This window comes from Halobacteriovoraceae bacterium (assembly GCA_020635115.1).
In the GTDB taxonomy this organism is placed as follows: domain Bacteria; phylum Bdellovibrionota; class Bacteriovoracia; order Bacteriovoracales; family Bacteriovoracaceae; genus JACKAK01.
In genome coordinates this window covers 69221-86385 of sequence record JACKAK010000001.1, presented here as the reverse complement: position 1 = coordinate 86385, position 17165 = coordinate 69221, and the positions used below count along the sequence as shown (strand labels likewise).

The 17165-nt window shown below is 32.3% G+C and carries 14 protein-coding genes; 9 read left to right on the top strand and 5 right to left on the bottom strand.

What is annotated here, in order from left to right:
* The first annotated feature begins 6 nt into the window (after nt 1-6).
* On the top strand, nt 7-1173 hold the full coding sequence (locus H6622_00500) for an IS91 family transposase (protein MCB9059982.1): 1167 nt from the start codon (nt 7-9) through the stop codon (nt 1171-1173).
* A 437-nt stretch (nt 1174-1610) separates the two neighbouring features.
* Here the strand turns inward: H6622_00500 and H6622_00495 are convergent, their stop codons facing one another.
* Nucleotides 1611-2030 carry a helix-turn-helix transcriptional regulator gene (locus tag H6622_00495; protein MCB9059981.1) on the bottom strand — a complete coding sequence of 140 codons (420 nt, stop codon included), beginning with the start codon at nt 2028-2030 and terminating at the stop codon, nt 1611-1613.
* A complete protein-coding gene (locus H6622_00490) occupies nt 2027-2389 on the bottom strand; it encodes a hypothetical protein (protein MCB9059980.1) in 363 nt (120 codons plus the stop codon). Before H6622_00490 ends, H6622_00495 begins: the two co-directional genes overlap by 4 nt.
* Before the next feature lie 756 nt (nt 2390-3145).
* Here H6622_00490 and H6622_00485 point away from each other — a divergent pair.
* On the top strand, nt 3146-3955 hold the full coding sequence (locus H6622_00485; protein MCB9059979.1) for a hypothetical protein: 810 nt from the start codon (nt 3146-3148) through the stop codon (nt 3953-3955).
* Here the strand turns inward: H6622_00485 and H6622_00480 are convergent.
* A complete protein-coding gene (locus tag H6622_00480; GenBank protein ID MCB9059978.1) occupies nt 3952-5097 on the bottom strand; it encodes a helix-turn-helix transcriptional regulator in 1146 nt (381 codons plus the stop codon). The two genes, H6622_00485 and H6622_00480, sit on opposite strands and share 4 nt — an antisense overlap.
* Before the next feature lie 9 nt (nt 5098-5106).
* The gene (locus tag H6622_00475; GenBank protein ID MCB9059977.1) at nt 5107-5505 is read right to left on the bottom strand and encodes a hypothetical protein; all 399 of its coding nucleotides are present in this window, start codon (nt 5503-5505) and stop codon (nt 5107-5109) included.
* Nucleotides 5506-5705: 200 nt separating this feature from the next.
* Between H6622_00475 and H6622_00470 the strand changes: the two genes are divergently transcribed.
* The 7 genes from H6622_00470 to H6622_00440 all read left to right on the top strand — a co-directional run bounded on the left by H6622_00470 (nt 5706) and on the right by H6622_00440 (nt 14083).
* Entirely contained in the window at nt 5706-6695 is a 990-nt protein-coding gene (locus H6622_00470) for a hypothetical protein (GenBank protein MCB9059976.1), read from the top strand.
* A 3-nt stretch (nt 6696-6698) separates the two neighbouring features.
* A complete protein-coding gene (locus H6622_00465; protein MCB9059975.1) occupies nt 6699-7337 on the top strand; it encodes a class I SAM-dependent methyltransferase in 639 nt (212 codons plus the stop codon).
* Nucleotides 7338-7555: 218 nt separating this feature from the next.
* Nucleotides 7556-7930, top strand: a complete 375-nt coding sequence (locus tag H6622_00460) for a hypothetical protein (protein MCB9059974.1) — start codon at nt 7556-7558, stop codon at nt 7928-7930.
* A 61-nt stretch (nt 7931-7991) separates the two neighbouring features.
* Nucleotides 7992-10304: a hypothetical protein gene (locus H6622_00455; protein MCB9059973.1), complete on the top strand. Its 2313-nt coding sequence runs from the start codon at nt 7992-7994 to the stop codon at nt 10302-10304.
* Nucleotides 10301-11827, top strand: coding sequence for a hypothetical protein (locus H6622_00450; GenBank protein ID MCB9059972.1), 1527 nt, complete (start codon nt 10301-10303; stop codon nt 11825-11827). Before H6622_00455 ends, H6622_00450 begins: the two co-directional genes overlap by 4 nt.
* 24 nt (nt 11828-11851) lie before the next feature.
* Nucleotides 11852-13345, top strand: a complete 1494-nt coding sequence (locus H6622_00445; GenBank protein ID MCB9059971.1) for a carboxypeptidase M32 — start codon at nt 11852-11854, stop codon at nt 13343-13345.
* Nucleotides 13346-14083, top strand: a complete 738-nt coding sequence (locus H6622_00440; protein MCB9059970.1) for a sulfite exporter TauE/SafE family protein — start codon at nt 13346-13348, stop codon at nt 14081-14083.
* A 21-nt stretch (nt 14084-14104) separates the two neighbouring features.
* Here H6622_00440 and H6622_00435 read toward each other — a convergent pair whose 3' ends face one another.
* Complete coding sequence (locus tag H6622_00435; GenBank protein MCB9059969.1) at nt 14105-17164, bottom strand: efflux RND transporter permease subunit; 3060 nt, start codon at nt 17162-17164, stop codon at nt 14105-14107.
* Nucleotide 17165 lies beyond the last annotated feature (1 nt).

Below are 17165 nucleotides of genomic sequence, written 5' to 3'. Positions count from 1 at the left end.
GTTCTTATGAAAAATCAAAACCTTGAAGTCTCAGATATATTTCGTGAGCATGGGCATCTTCTTAACTTCATACCATCTCAACATCAAAAGGTTGTCCAGGATATTATAAAATGTCGTACGGCCTCTCTTGGTGGGCATCTCTCAAAGTTTAATAAATGCGGAAACAAAGAACAGAGTTATAATTCATGTCGATCTCGTCACTGTCCTAAATGTCAATTTGTCACAAAAACAAAATGGGTAGATAAAAGAAAAAAAGAACTTCTTCCTGTTGATTACTTTCATGTGGTCTTTACTCTTCCTTCTGAGCTAAATGCCCTTATCCTGCAAAACAAAGAGGTTTGTTACAATATTCTGTTTAAATCAGTTTCAAAAACATTAAAGGAAGTGGCCTCAAATCCAAAAAACTTAGGTGCTGATATCGGCTATTTTATGGTGCTCCACACTTGGGGACAAAATCTTTTAGACCATCCCCATCTCCACGTGGTTGTTCCAAGCGGAGGAGTGACTAAGGATAAAAAGAGATGGATTCACTGCAAGAAGAACTTTTTCTTACCATTAAAAATATTATCAATGGTCTATAGAGCGAAATTTTTAGAATATACTAAAAAGTCTTTCGACAAAGGAGAGCTGAAATTTTCTGGAAGAATAGAAGAGTTAAAAAATGAAATTAATTTTAAAAATCTTCTTTCTAAGTGTTGTGTAAACAATTGGGTTGTTTATGCCAAAAGGCCATTTTCTGGGCCAGCACAAGTTTTAAATTATCTTGGGAATTATACTCACCGAATTGCGATTTCTAATCATCGCCTCATTAAAGTGGAAAATGAGAAAGTCTATTTCCGTTACAAAGACTATGCTAATGAGAGTGCCAAGAAGGTAATGGTCTTAGGAGTGAAAGAGTTTATGAGAAGATTTTTGCTACATGTCCTTCCCAAGGGATTTATGAGAATCAGACATTATGGAATATTTGGCAATAAGTACAAGGCCAAGAATATTGAAATCTGTAGAGCTCTCCTTTTCTCAGGAAATATGGCCACCAAGACGGGTGATAATGAAGAAACCACAGAAGACTTAATCAAGAGGGTCACAGGGATAGACATTGCCCAATGTCCTAAATGTGAAGATGGAAAAATGATAAGTTTATATGAACTTGGAGAATTTCAAGATTCTGCTTAAATAGATCTCTCTAATATTTAATATTACAGCATAAAAGAAAGTCATGTTTTGCATGAAAGCGCTTTTTTGTGTGCGAAATACACCTGAGCGCGATAAACGAGACAGAATATTGCAAAAAATTTCAAATTTAAGGATATTTTTAATTGGCCTTGTAAATAGTACTAAGAAATTATATGGTATCGTAGAGAATTCCCTATTCTTTTAAAGACAATTCATGATTTTGACTTCAAACAAACCCCATAGAGATGCATTCATTCAAAGAGTTTTATAGGAAATCACCGATTATCTAACATGGAAGGTCAGTTGATCAATAATGGTCTCCCGATCACTATTCGCCTCATGTGACATCCTATAAAACCTATTATTTATGTTCGCTCTTTTTTCATGAAAAATCTGGAAATATTGACTGATCATAAGTGTTTTTATATTGCGTCTTTTTAGGCCGATTGCGAGTGTTGTTTTGAGATGAAAATTCCTTTTAAGCGATTATTAGGAAGGATTTCTAAAATCTTCTCAAGCGTTTCAATGCCAGTATTGGCCATGGCCTTTTCAATGCTCTTGTATGTACTTAGTCCAATACCAAGAATTTCTGCAAATTCTTCTTGTGAATTACCGGCCTTCGAGCGTTCAAGAACTAATGTAATCGCAAGTTTCTCTTTAAGAGTAAGGTTGAGATGCTTCATCATATAATTATAGTTTTGATAAGCACCATCAACTTCATATCCAATAATATTGTCTGTGCCCTTTTGAACAAATGCAAGAATATCCTCATTTTCTGTTTCTCTTCCTCTGTTAGGGACACCTGTTTTGAAATAAAAATAAAGTAAGTTTGTCTTTGAGTTAAAATCTATCTTCATAGCTTACCTCTCTTCTTAATGGGTGACTTATAGAGCGTCTCCCCTTTTTTCATTTTTTCTGTTTCATAGGCCGTTACCATGGTCCCTTCTCCAGGAGCTAGGACTTCGACTACTACGCAGAAAAATACTCTAACTCCAAATTCATCAAAGTACTCAAATGAGTAGAACAAGCACGCCTTACTACTATGCCTACTTGCACGCACCTCTAACGGTTCCTGAAGAGCATGCTCAATCTTTTCTGCAGTAACTTCTGGGTGCCCTTCTAGGGCATGTTTTAAAGCTTGCACAGATACATGTACAGATAGACCACCAGGCGTCTTGAATCTTCCTATGATTTCGTCCATAGTGCATAATACCATACATCTTAACTATAGTCAATATATTAACGATGTATTATATTTAAGCTAAAATATGTCAAGGGATTGTTTTTTTGCGCATACAAGGACTAGGGTAGACCTCGAAAATGGCCATTTCAGCTAAATATGAGGTCCATTTTTTGGGTGATTTTTAGAATTTCTCTGGTACTTGCACAAAAGAGCTTTTGGCCAGCTCTTTTGCAAAGATAGAAACAGTCTTGGCCTCTACTCCCCTATTTTCGGCAGTTAGAACTTCAGACAATAGCAAAAGCTGGTTTACATATTGGGACCTAGAAAGATTGTGATTCTCAGTTAGGCTAATTGCCTCAGTTATCGACTCTTTTGCATCCTCTAATTCATTGAGGCGAAAACATATTTCAGAGATGGCCTCTAAAATTAGGGATTTTTCCTTTCATTTTATTGTCTCTTTGAGTTATTTTTAATACAGTGAGACTCAGCCTGAGAATGGACTAAATTTTGAGTTTATGGTCACAGATAATTCTTTGGGAGAAATTAATGTAGCTTTAAATATTCTCACTATGAGTGATAGTGGTTAGAAAGTATCTTTAGAGAATACCGAGTCTTGTTAATGCGATGCACGTGGAGATCTGAAAACTTGCAATATTCAGATTTTACCTTTGGGGTAAATAAATTTCATATATTTATTTGTTAGGATTTACTTAGCTCAATAATTTACCTGGTATTGAGTAAAGATGCAGTGTAAACCAAAAACATTATACACTACAGGAGGACTTTTTCATGAAGTTATTCACAATTCTAAATTTCATATTTTTGATCGGCCTCTCATCACTCTTAGCACAAGAATCTCAAACCTCAATATCAAAAAATAATCAAAAGTCTCCTTACTCTGTTGATTTGGAGGCCTACGGGACTGTTTATCAAGACTCTGCTATGAATAATTTTGATGGAATGAATACACTTTTAAGGCTGCATACATCTTATATTTTTACTAACGGAAACCGTCTTAGACTCAGACAAGAATTTAATACTTTTTTTGGAGATGTCTATAGTAATCAAGATAATAAGTATCAATCAACTGAAGTACATTATAAATTTAAAAAGATTTTAAATCAAAAGAACTCTGGAGTGAATTTGGATTTATCACTTAGGGCCGTTTACAATACGGATTCAGAACAAAGAAAATATTATGGTTCCGATGGTAACCTTCAAGCTAGAGTTCAGTTTAGTAAGGGGATTCAAAACTGGTTTTTATTTGCTTCATACCGGTACCAAGAATATCTTTCAAATGATTTCACAAATAACAAAAGTAGAAACTATAGACATAGAGTAAGGTTTTGGCCTAGTTTTAAGTTTAACGATTACTTGAGTTTCTCTAATAAATTCGAATATACTGACAACGTTCTCGAAAATAATTTTAATGATCACGAGATTGAACTAATGCCTGAAGTGAAGTATTCATTCAATAAAGATTATGCAATTAGTTTATCATATATTTTAAAACCAATTGATAATGGTACTAGAGTCGAATTTACTAAAGCGACTAGTGCCGCTATGACATCGATAAATCTTTTTGCCAAGTTTCTTTAATTTGTTGATCGTTTATATCGATTACATTTTACTTTTACATTTATAATTGATCGGTAAACGACAGTGTCTCTATCAATAAAAAATTCTTCAAGTTCTTGCGAAACATCAACAACTTCAGGTTTAGCAAAGTAGTGATATTTATAGTCTTGATCATCTTCAGGGCAATAATTTTGAATGGCCTGTTTATTTTTCTCACTACCATTTTCGAGAATTTCTTTTTCTAAGATAGAAGCATTGTAACTTGCATCACTTTTTGTATTATAAACATCTGTAATAAAAATACTTCTTGCTGACCCTCCTCCCTCAATACCACCAATTGCCATCGACTGTTTAGAAGATAATGTCAATAAAACAAAAATGAGAATTAATAGTTTATTTCTCTTTATCATTGAGTATAAGTTTTGAACAATTACTCTACATGAGCCTGGTGTGTTTTCAGCTTTGTGTTTTTTTATAATTTCAGCAGTTTTTTTCATGTAGTCTTCAAAAACAACATTTAGTTCTTTGAAAGCATCTTCGTGGACATCATCTATTTCAAATTGAAATTTTGTTTTTTCTAATGTACCACATTCAAATTTCTCTTGGAGGTTTGAAAAGATTGTCTGCATCAATTGATATGAAGATTTTTTAGTAATCACAAACCTTTTTCTACTTCCATAGTATTGATGCTTTTTCAGACATATAATATCTTGATTTAGGAAGAAATCTAATTGCCTAATTCCAAATTCTCCATACTCTTCTTTAAGTTCATTAACCGAAATCCCATTTTCACCAGAATTTGAAATATCAATTAACATATTCAGTAAAGGCAGATTGTTTTGAAGTCTTTCGCTAATTGTACTATTAAGTTTGTGCTTTTCTTCACCCTCTTCTACAGTCTGTCCTAAAAGTTCATATTCTTCACTATGTCCTAAAAACTCATTTTCAATCCACTCTCTTCTTTTAGTGACCGGAGTATTGCAAATTTTTAAAATTTTCAAACCTAAATCAAGTCCAGGTCTCTTTTTCATATTTTTAATCTCTGATAAATGACCTTTAGATATCTCTAATTTATTTGCTATTTGAGATAGGCTTAATTTTGTACTATTTAAATACCTTGATAACTCAGTATTCAATAAACCATCAAATGAATCTGATTTCAAAATTTTCTCCTATCTGTAGTTTTGGTAATGTAGATAATCTTTATCGCAGAATAATTTTAAATAAGCATTCGCCCTAACCCTAATGGGGTCATGGTTTTGTTCTACAATTGTTTTTACTGGAAGATTTTGTCTTTTGAAAAAAATTCTTTTTTTACGAATATTTTTTCTACAGTGAAATTTCTCAATTACTTGACTTAGAACTTCTTTCACAAGAGGAGTATGAATATTTTTATAATTATAATTCTCAAGGGCCTCAATGTGTTCAAATGCCCTATCAACAACAAATTCTTTAGCAATCTCTATATGGGGGTAATTTTCATTAATATTCTGTGCACTGATATCACGAATGACGATCGGGATTTCTCTAGCGCTAAGTGTATAACTTATTATAAAAAAAAACATGCTCATAAGAATTTCTCGCATTAGCACTTTTCCTCCTTGTGTAACGAGATTCTTATTTCTCTCATAGCGAACACCTTAAATAAAGTCTATTGTTGAACTTTTCTACAAATTCGCATATGGCGAATAGAGGTATAATGCATAGAGCATTTTAAAATTGATACCTATCACTTGACCTAATCAAATTGACACGTGACAATGTATGAGAGATGCAAATTCAAAAAAAACATTTTATTCTATTGATTTTCAACATTTACGTAAGTTCGGCAGTTTGTGCTAATTATATCCATATCATTTCAAAGGGTGAAACGTTTTCACAAATCGTATTAAGGTATTTTCCTAACCCAGAATTTACGATTTATGGGCATAAGGGAATGATTGAATATGTTAAGAAACTCAACCCTCAACTCAAAAATATTGAGAAAATTAAGGCCGGGGAGAATGTAATACTTCCAATATATGAAGAAGGTCTGATTAAATATATTGAACTAGGCATTATTGAAAATATCCTTGAACAAAGTAGAAAAGAAAACGAACTGAAGAAAAAAATTCAAGATAAAATACCCACAACTAAATGGGGATTAAGTTTATTATATGGATATAATTTCTACTCGATGGATCAATCTGGTAGCATGGGTACTGTAAAGTTTGGTTCAAATAATCCATTACATATTGGAAGTTCCTTTTTTTATCACTTAGATAATTTTAAATTGATAAATGATATTCGCTATACAAATTTTGAATATGTCTCAAAATCTGGTTCAAATAATAAAGACCTTTTCGAGGTAAGTTTATATTTTTTCTATAAAAATTTTGGCGTTGCCCATGAGATGAAGCAAAAACCATTGTTTAACATAAGAACAAATGGATCATTTTCAATTCAAATTTTATCACTTTATTCACCAGGTTTGATTTTTGAGAAAAATATTTCAGATCTATGGTTCATGAGAAACCAATATCTCTCAATTTTTATAGGTATTCCAGTTTATGCTTCTGCCGATGACACAATAAAAGATATAAATGGTTTTGGACTACATGGAAAATGGTCATTTTCTCCAATTAAGAAATGGCCATCCTTTGAATTTGTTAACCAAATCTATTATAGTTACAATGATATTGTGGTTTTAAGAGATAATGTAAATAAGAGCGTTAAAAATGCGAATTTTGAATATATTTTGGGTTTGCAATATGAGTTTTAGAAAATGATAAGTGAAGATCAACAAATTATTGAATATTGCCAGAATCATTCAACTCTTCCTTCCAAGTTCTGTTTTGAAATTGCAACAGAAACAAGACAAAACCATCCTTTGGCCAGAATGTTATGTGGAGAACTTGAGGCCTCATTTCTAGGTTTTATTATTGGACTTACGAATGCCACAAAGGTTTTAGAAATTGGAACATTCACAGGTTATTCAGCTCTAGCGATGGCGGAATGTTTACCCGAAGAAGGAGTTGTAATAACTGTTGATAAAAATAAAAAAATTAATGAATTTGCATCTTCTATGTGGAAGAAGTCTCCTCATGGACAAAAGATTAGGGCCTTATTTGGAGAAGGATTAAAAGTTATTCCGACTTTGGAAGACAAGTTTGATTTAATTTTTATTGATGCAGATAAAAAGAATTATAAAAATTACTTTGTTGAATCTCTCAGGTTACTTTCTGAAAATGGATTGATTATTGTTGATAACGTTTTATGGAGTGGTAAAGTTCTTTATAAGCCTGAAGATGAAACAACATCATCAATTATTGAATTCAATGATTTTGTGAAAAATTTTGAAGGAATTTATATAACAATGTTACCCATTCGTGATGGGATATTTTTGATACGCAAGACTAAGTGAATTCAAATAAATAGCTCATCTGTGTCTTTTTTTTGGCGCTAATAAAACCCTTTTTAAACAAGTTACTTCTTTAAAGTACTGATTTTTTTATAGAAATAAATTTGTGCTTCAAATATCTATTTTGTAGTGTCTTTTCGAGGTAAAATGGACACTAGGATTGTAATTGCTTTTAAGGGGGAATTTTGGAACCTCGATTAAAAGTGGCTTTTTTATTTTTTTTGTCTTTAATCTTATTTGTCTCGTGCAACACAGATGACATAGAGAAAGGTTTTGCGTTCAAAAATATATCGATAACAGTTGAAGGTAAAGGTCTAATAAATGCTGAAAATGTTGATCTTTCATGTGAGACTGAATGTATTTTAACTGTTTCACCTTCAAAAATAGTCAAGTTTAAAGCTATTTCAGCAGATGGTTACATTTTTTCTCATTGGGCCGGAGACTGTTATGGCGATGAAGAATGCATTATTTCCAGTGAAAATGATGTAAATATCATTGCTGTCTTTGAGGAAAGAGAGAGTGAGGAGTATGATCAAAATCAAAAGCTTATTTTGAGTTTAAACTCTGACAATATTAATCAACAAAAAACTCTATGACCCCTATTAAAATAAGATTGTAGGGAAAAATCACCGATAAATTGTTATTATCGGGGGTTTTTTGAAAAAGTTAGAGTTAACTTTTTTATTATTTATTTCTATATCAGATTCGTTTGGATTCTGGGCAAAATGGTTTGAAGAAGTTCAAGAACAATGCATGTCTGAAAATAATGCCATAATATGTGATGGGGAACTTTATCAGAAAATACTAAAGAATATCTCAAACAGTGAAGACACAGATAAGATCTTCTTAAATTGGCATAGATTTGAAGAAATTAATAAAATTGCTAAAAAAATAAGTGAAGATACAAAAAAAGCTAAGATCAAGTATACTTCAGATAAAGAAAAACTTTTAAAAAATGGTCCTACGAATAGTGATGTGAAATTTGTAGAACAACTAGCGACGTTACAAAATCAAATTAATATACTCGAAGAAAATCTACTCGATTGTAATATATCCAAAATGGGGAAATTCGAAAAAGAATTAGAATTAATACAAGAAAATGAAAAAAAATGTAAAGAGATAAATGATGAATATTATGAAAATAATATAATGCCTCTTGTGAAAACTCAATCCTTACTTTTATCCAAACGACCTCTTTTTGCACAAGAAAATCTGAGGAAATATATTGAAGAAATAGTAAAATCTAAACAAGGAAATATTGATAAAATTTCAGATATAAAAAATGAATTTAATAAATATTATGGGATTACACAATCCGTTCCTCGTATGGATCTGGGCCATTGTGAAACAAAACAAGAACTTGATCATCAAGTGTTAATGAAATTATATAAGAATAAAATGCAATACAAAGATCCCGAATTGACTTTAAGCTTAGGAGAGAGAAAAAAGGATTTAATATTAAGTAATAAGCAATCATTGACACTAAGAAATTTTATTGAATTAGAATTTCAAACTGAGCTATTGTCGAAAACCATTGTTGATTGTAGCGATATACCTTCTATCACAAATGATATAGATGAAATAAATCCAACGCAAATAGAAAACTCATGCTCAAAAAAAGATAGAGAATTCTATCTCAGGAAAATAATCCCTCTTCAAAAAAGGAGAATGGATTTATTGAAAAATAATACTTTCTTATCGTCTGATTTATCTAGAAGAATAATTACCGATACAATGAATCTGAATAGAGAAAGAATTAAAGATATTGATATTCTACGAGAAAAATATATTCAACAAAAAAACAATTCGACTATGAAATCGCGGATTTCTCAGGAATCATGTAGTACAAAGGAAAGACTAGAAAAAAGTGTCAAAGATGCAATTGAGGATCAAACATTTAAAATTGATAAAGACGAACTCATGTCTAAAATGAAAAAAGATATTACTAGTGCAATCTCAGATTTAGGGAAGGCCGAAAGAAAATATCAGAATATTAGTGAAGATTACGAGAGAACAACAAAAGAGAATCCAATTAATTTTCAAATGGTCACAACAGGAAAATGGATTCATCGGTATTCATATTCAGATAAAGATGGTAAATCTTTATTTCGCGAAAAAATTACACTAGATAAATATCTTAAAAATATTTTGGATGATACCCTTACGACAACTGAGTTAATAACTTATGCAAAAGGGGAAGATATTTCAAAAGAAATAATGTGTGAAATTACAAAAAATAAAGAACTAAATGAAAAGAACGATATTTATTCTATGCTTTCAATGGATGCAGCAACGATGTTAATTCCCGGTTTAGCATGGACTGCGGGATTAAAATTTGTGAGGGGAACGGCCTTACTTCTTAGACTTAATAAAATTAAAAATGCTGAACAAGTCAAAAATGCAGCAAAACCAATTTTTACATTAGGTGCTCTTAATGCAGAAGCAGGATCTGCAACTTTAGCTTGGAATGAAATTTCAAGACTTGAATCCATTTGTGAGTCATATAATACAGCGAGCTTAACAGGAGTAAGTATAGATAGAGAAAAATATAGAGAATGTGTTGAAACTCATGATGATCAATATCTTGATTACACAATGGCCTTAACTCTTGGTGTTGTCTCTGTCTCCGGAGCGATCGCAGATGTAACAAGAAAATTTAATCACTTACCCTTACCCAAAAAAGAAAAATTTAAGGAAGAAGAAATTGCTCGATATGATGAAACTCAAAGAGAAATAATTACTAATCTAGAAGAAGATATTGATAGATCTTCAAATAAAATTATTAGACAATATGATGATCTATTAAAAAATAGAAAAATGTCGGATTTAGATTTAAAATATTTTGTAGGGCTAATTGATCTTCTTGGAAAAAGACAAAGTAAAATGCTCCCTAACGGGAAAAAAGTAAATCCTAAAAATATAAAAAATTATATGAAAGAAATTCTAGAAAAGTGCGAGATTAAAAAATGAATATAATTCTTGAAATTATTCTATTATTAAGTTTGCCTATAATAATCTTAGCTGAAGAGTGTCCTATAAATCTTAGAAGTGATGAAGATATTGATATTATTAAAGCTAGAAATGTATATTTAGAAGATAAAGCACCAGGAGTTAGATTCGTATTTAATGGGTTAAAAGGTTTTAACACATCAGTTGGGCAAGGTTCTGCAGATGATTTTACAAAACCTATAATGAATAAACTTTGTGAGGTTTTGGAAGCAGAGGGAAATGCAGAAAATAAATTCAAATATAAAATTCTTGATCTAGATTATAAAGGAGTTTTTATAACATGTACTCCAATGTCCTCTTGTCTACAAAACTTGTACGATCACAGAGATGAGGCAGGAAATCTCTTAAGAAAAAGTCCATTGTCGATTATAAGTGATAGTGTAAATGAAGTAACTAGTTTTCATTATAATAAAAAGTTTGTACCAGAAAAACCACGCGAAATTGTTAAAAATCCACTTCTTAACGGTTTCGGGGTGTTCCTTACTAAAAAACTAAAAAGTTACACTGAAGATAAAAATTTTGATAGAAATAAGGTTAATTTTTCTATGAATTATGCTGGTGGTTCCAGCTATCCAGAGTCTTACATAAATGCAAGAGCAAAATTTGAATACCCAAATTATAAGGAACCAGTTGCAGATTTTTTAAAAGAAGAATACAAAAGGGCCGAAGAAGAGCTGAGAAGAAATGGTATCAAACTTGATTTAAAGAATGAACAATTTCTTGCAGATCTAGATAAAATGATTGATCTATATAGAAAAGGATATCCTCTTGAAGATCTCAAAGGATTTGGCCCATTTATAAAAATATATGATATTTTTTTCGAGATCCCTTATAAGTCTGCGACAAGTTTAGCAAATACATTGCAGTTACTTCTCACTTCTAAACCACAAAAAGTATTTAAAAATGGGTATAGCGTAGAGAAAATTACCTCAGGTGATGATATGTATATTGTCATTAAAAAAGACGGAGTTCCCGTAAATGTCCTAGGTGGTGATGCTCGTGGTCTTGGTAAATTAAACATAATTTCAAGGGCCATTCGACACCAAGAAAACTTAAATATTAATAATATTGATGATCTCTTCAAAACTGCTGACGATGCACTAGATGATGCGAATTTATTAATGGGTGAGTCTTTAGACAAATTTTATGACATCGTTAAAAAATTAATAGAGGGCCTGGAAAACGATAATGTTGAGCTTGCTCTTGAAAAATCTTATTCAATTTACTTAAAGGAACAAAGAAATAATCCAGATCTGATGATGATAAGAGCTGGATTGATATCTGAAGGTCTCGAAAATAACAAATCCGTTCAAAATAGATTATCTACTCTCTTTAATCTTTTGAAAGATTTAGAAGAATACGGATATGGTACGTTTTTAGGTAAAAGTTGTTTGTCATTAGAATATTTTAAAGAATATTTTTATCAGAAAAAAAAGATAGGTTTTAACTTCAGATTAATGACAGAGTACTTCTCTTGCTTGTAAAATAGTTACTAAGCAGGAGAAATTATGTCTAAATATGAGTCTTTAAAATCACATTGCAAAAAAATTAAAAATCTTGAACATGCTAAAAATATGCTCTATTGGGATGGTGCAGTTTTTATGCCTAAAGGTGGCCAAGAGGCCAGAACAGATGCTTTATCTGAACTTGAATGTTTAATTAAAGATTATAAAACATCCCCAGATATAATTTCATTTATTGAAGATGCAAAAAAAGAAAAATTAAATGAATGGCAAGTAAAAAATCTAAAAATCGTAGAGAAAGAGTATACACGTCAGATAGTCATCCCAAATAAACTAACAAAAGAACTTTCAAGGGCCACTTCTACTTGTGAATTCAAATGGCAAGAATACAGAAAAGAAAATAATTTCAAAGCTCTGATCCCGTATTTACAGAAGGTATTTGAACTTTCTAAGGAAGAGGCCCAAATAATTAGTGATGAAGAAAAATCAAATCCTTATGACGTTTTATTAGATAAATTTCAACCTGGAAATTCTCAAAAGAGAATTGATGAACTTTTTAAACCTTTAAAGAAAGAACTTCCAAATTTAATAAATATTGCTATTGAAAAACAGAAAGAAACAAAACCACTTGATGGTGATTATCCAATAGAAATACAAAAAACATTTGGTGAAGAAATTATTCAAAATCTAGGACTTGATTTTAATCATGCAAGATTAGACGTTTCACATCATCCTTTTTGTGGCGGAGTACCTACTGATGTGAGAATTACAACTAGATATAAAGATGGAGATTTTACTCAGGCCTTTATGGGAATTGTCCATGAAACCGGACATGCCTGTTACGAGCAAAATTTACCCGCTGATTATTTATATGAACCAGTAGGTTCTGCTAGTGGCATAGCTGTTCACGAAGGTCAAAGTCTTTTTTTTGAAATGCAAATTGCTAGATCACTTGAGTTTTGGAAATTTTACTCATCAAAGGTACACGATACATTTTTTAAATATGCAAAAACATTTGATCTCCTGGCCTGGAGTCCAGAGAATATTTATAGACATTTCATCAAAGTAGAAAAAAGTAAAATAAGAGTTGAAGCAGATGAGTTAACTTATCCGTTACATGTTATTATGCGATATGAAATCGAAAAAGAGTTGTTTAGTGGGAATATAAACATTAGTGATTTGCCTAATATTTGGAATGAAAAAATGCTTGAATATTTAGGGATTTCAACTCTTGGGGATGACAAAGATGGATGCATGCAAGATGTTCATTGGCCAGGGGGGGGATTTGGTTATTTTCCTGTGTACACTCAAGGGGCAATGATAGCTGCTCAAGTAAAAAATAAAATGAAAGAAGAACTTAATTTCGATCAAGAAATTCGTAACGGAAATTTTTTATCAATCAAGAATTGGTTGAAAAAAAACATTTGGAGTAAGGGTGCCTTATACGATATGGACGAACTTTTAAAAAATGCAACAGGTGAAAAACTAAGTGGCCAGTACCTACTAAAACATTTAAAAGAAAGATATGTAGGAATTTAAATGGAATTTACTCAAATTGGGATACTTACATTTCTATCAGGCTTAACTGCTACTATTTCTGCAACGATTGGTATGGCCGGAGGAATTGTTCTACTTTCCCTAATGACCTTCTTTTTTTCCTATCAAAATCTTGTCCCGGTTCATGGAATTGTTCAACTCGTAAGTAATTCAACAAGATCATTTATCCTTAGAGAACACATTATTTTACCAATTTTTTATTGGACTCTGCTTGGGCTTCCTTTGGGAACTGTTGTTGCTGTATATTTGATAAAACAAATTGATCAAACAGAATATTTTTTGGGATTAATTGTACTGTTAATTTTTTATGTTTTATTTAAACCAAAAAAAATGCCTCATTTACAAATCCCTTTTTGGGGATATGCGTTTGTTGGATTTTTTACCGGTTTACTTGGCCCATTGATTGGAGCTACTGGCCCAATGCAAGCAGTGTTTTTTTTAAGAGATGATTTTAGTAAAGAGAACATTGTGGCCACGAAAGCATCTTCACAGTTTATAGGACATCTTTTTAAAATTCCTGCATTTTTATATCTTCAATTTGATTATTTTTCGTACTTACCACTCATCGTGTTCATGTCTGTAGGGACTATTATTGGTACAAAAATAGGAGTTAGTATACTAGGGAAAATAAACGAAAGAGTATTTACAATTATATATAAATCTGCTCTTTTTATTGCTGCACTGAGGATTATATATAGAATTTTCAAGATGTACATTTGAGTAGCTTTATAAAACGATAAACTAATCTATTTCAACTAAAATTTCACGCCTTGGTCTAGCAATACTTACATAAAAGCAGGGAATGACAATTAAAGTAAATACTGTAGAAAGGAATACTCCCCCTAATATAACAAGTGCCATAGGCCTTCTCGTTTCAATTCCTGCACCAGCTATAAAGGCCGCTGGTAGGGCCGAGGCCAAAGTTGTAAAAGTCGTCATAATGATAGGACGGAAACGAGTCGAACAGGCCGAGATTATAGCATCATATAAATCCATGCCTTGATCACGCAAGTGATTTGAAAACTCTACAATTAAAATAGAAGTCTTTTTAACAATTCCCATTGTTAGTAATATCCCAATCATTGAATAAATATTTAACGTTTCACCTGTCATCCAAAGTGCAAAAAAAGCTCCTGTGAGTCCAAATGGAATCGCTAGAAAAACAGTCAATGGATCTACAAATGAATTAAACTGACTCGCAAGCAACATGTAAGCAATAACTAATCCTAAAAGCATAATTAAAACAATATTGATGAGCGACTCGTTAAGATTTTTTGAAAACTTCAAATAATATTTTTCAGGGAAAATCTCTTTTGCCTTTTTTTGCACAAACTCCATCGCTTTACTTTGATTCACTCCACTTGCCAAGTTCGCATCAACTCGAACACCACGAAGACGATTTTCTCTGTAAATATTTTGAGGACCAAATGCCGGCTCAACGGAAACTACATCACTTAATGAAATAAATTCACCTCTATTATTTTGAAGCAATAAAGATGAAAGCTTGTCCTCTTCACGATCATTTTCTGCTAATTGTACAAAAAGATCATAACGTCTGCCATTTTCAGTGTATTTTCCAGCGCTGATTCCTCCAATCCCAATGTTTAACGTTGAAGCAATCGTATTTATTTCAACACCATGATCCTGTGCCTTCTTACGATCAGGAACGACATGAATTTCTGGTAACTCTCCAACATCATCTGAACGAATACCGACCATTAATTGAGAATCGGCCATCTCTTTGCTTATCAATTTATAAAGTTCTTTTTGTTTTTCTAAACTAGGCCCTGTAATCGTAAATTCAATTGGACTACCTCTTCGTCCTCCTATAACAGAACCCATTCTATCCCTAACGATAATGTGAATTCCTTTGATTTCTTTAAACTGTTTTCGTAATTCATCAGCAACTTCAAATTGGGATTTACTTCTTTTTTCAAGGTCTTTTAAGATGATAACTCCAAATCCTCGATTACCAGAGGTTGCTCCACGCCCACCACCAACCGCAACAATAACTTTTCTAACACTTTGATGGGCCATTACAATTTTTTCAAATTCTTTTACTCTTGAATTTGTGTAATCTATACTTTTTCCATCTGGAGCAATAAAGATGACAAACATAAAACCTCTATCAGACTCTGGAGAGAATTCTTTATCAATATACTTGAGTGATAAAAGAGAGGCCGCAAAAAATATTAATGCCGATGCGAGAATAATTGTTTTATGTTTTAAGGAATATGTTAAACACTTAATGTAAAAGTTCTTTCCCCACTCCACGGCCCGATCAACAATTCGGTGAATAAATAAACCTTTAGAGCTAACATCTAAAAACTGAGAACAGCGCATTGGGGCCAGAGTTAATGCTTCTACAGATGACAAACTTACTGCTATACAAAGTGTAAGTGCAAATTCATTGAAAAATCGTCCTTCAATCCCAGGCATAAGTGTGATTGGAGAAAAAATTGCGATTAAAACAGCAGTAGTAGCTATGACTGCAAAAGTGATTTCTCGACTTCCTTTGAATGAGGCCTGAACCTTATCATATCCTTCATTTGCATATCGGACTATATTTTCTAGCATGACTATGGCGTCATCAACAACAATCCCAATGGCCAAAGTGAGTCCCAAAAAGGAGAAAGTATTGAGTGTAAATCCTAGTAAATGCATAAAAGCAAAAGTTCCAATAATGGCAGTTGGAATCGCGAGCAAAATATTCACTGTCGCCGAGACTGAATTTAAAAACAACCAACAAACAAGAGAGGTTAAAAGCGCAGAAATAACTAAGTTTTGTAATAGTTCATTAATTGAAATTCTGACAAATGTAGTCCTATCAAAATTGACCGAAAGATTTGTCCCTTGGGGTAATGAGCTAGATATTTCTTGAACTCTTTCTTTAACTCTATCTGCAACCTCTACTGCATTTGCTCCTCTTTGTTTATAAATCGGCATCGACAACGAAGGTATTCCATTCACTCTGGAAACTCTTGTTCGATTTGCAACTCCTTGATAAATATTTGCAACATCAGAGAGTTTAATCGGAATATAGTTGGCCCTACCACCTCTACGGCCAATGATCATATTTCTAAAATCGTTAACAGTTTTACCTTCTCCTAGTATTCTTAAACTTTTTTCCATTTCAACATTTTCAAATTTCCCAGCAGGTAGTTCAACATGCTCTCTTTTCAACGTTTCAGTGATGTCTGTAAGAGTTAACTGATAAGAGCGAAGTTTTTTTGCATCAACATCAATTCTCATCATCGGGTCTTGTGAACCAAATGCTCTTATTTCTGAAACTCCTTCAACAGTTGTCAATTGATCGACAATTCCATCCTTAAATAAGATATTTAGTTCGCGCTCATTTAAAGTTTTTGATGTAATAGCAAGATAAAGAATTGGGTCATCTGCAGCATTTGACTTTGTAACAGTGGGTGTTTCTATAGTATCAGGCAACTGTCTTTGTGCTCTACCTAACAATGTTTGGACTTCTTGAAGAGCAAAATCAATATTTTTTTCTAAGGTAAATTCAAGTTCAATACTCCCTTGTCCACGTCCAGCAGTTGAGGTCATATCTTTTATACCTTGCATTGAAACAAGAACAGACTCAACTGGTTCTAAAATGTCTTTTTCAACAACTTCAGGAGTTGCTCCATCATAGGTGTATGAAATAGAAATTGAGGGATAATCAACATCTGGATTTTCATTAATACCTAATTCACGAAACCCTAGAATTCCAAATAGAATGAGAGAGACCATAATCATCCAAGCAAAAACAGGGTTCCTTATAGAAATCGAAGATAAACTCATA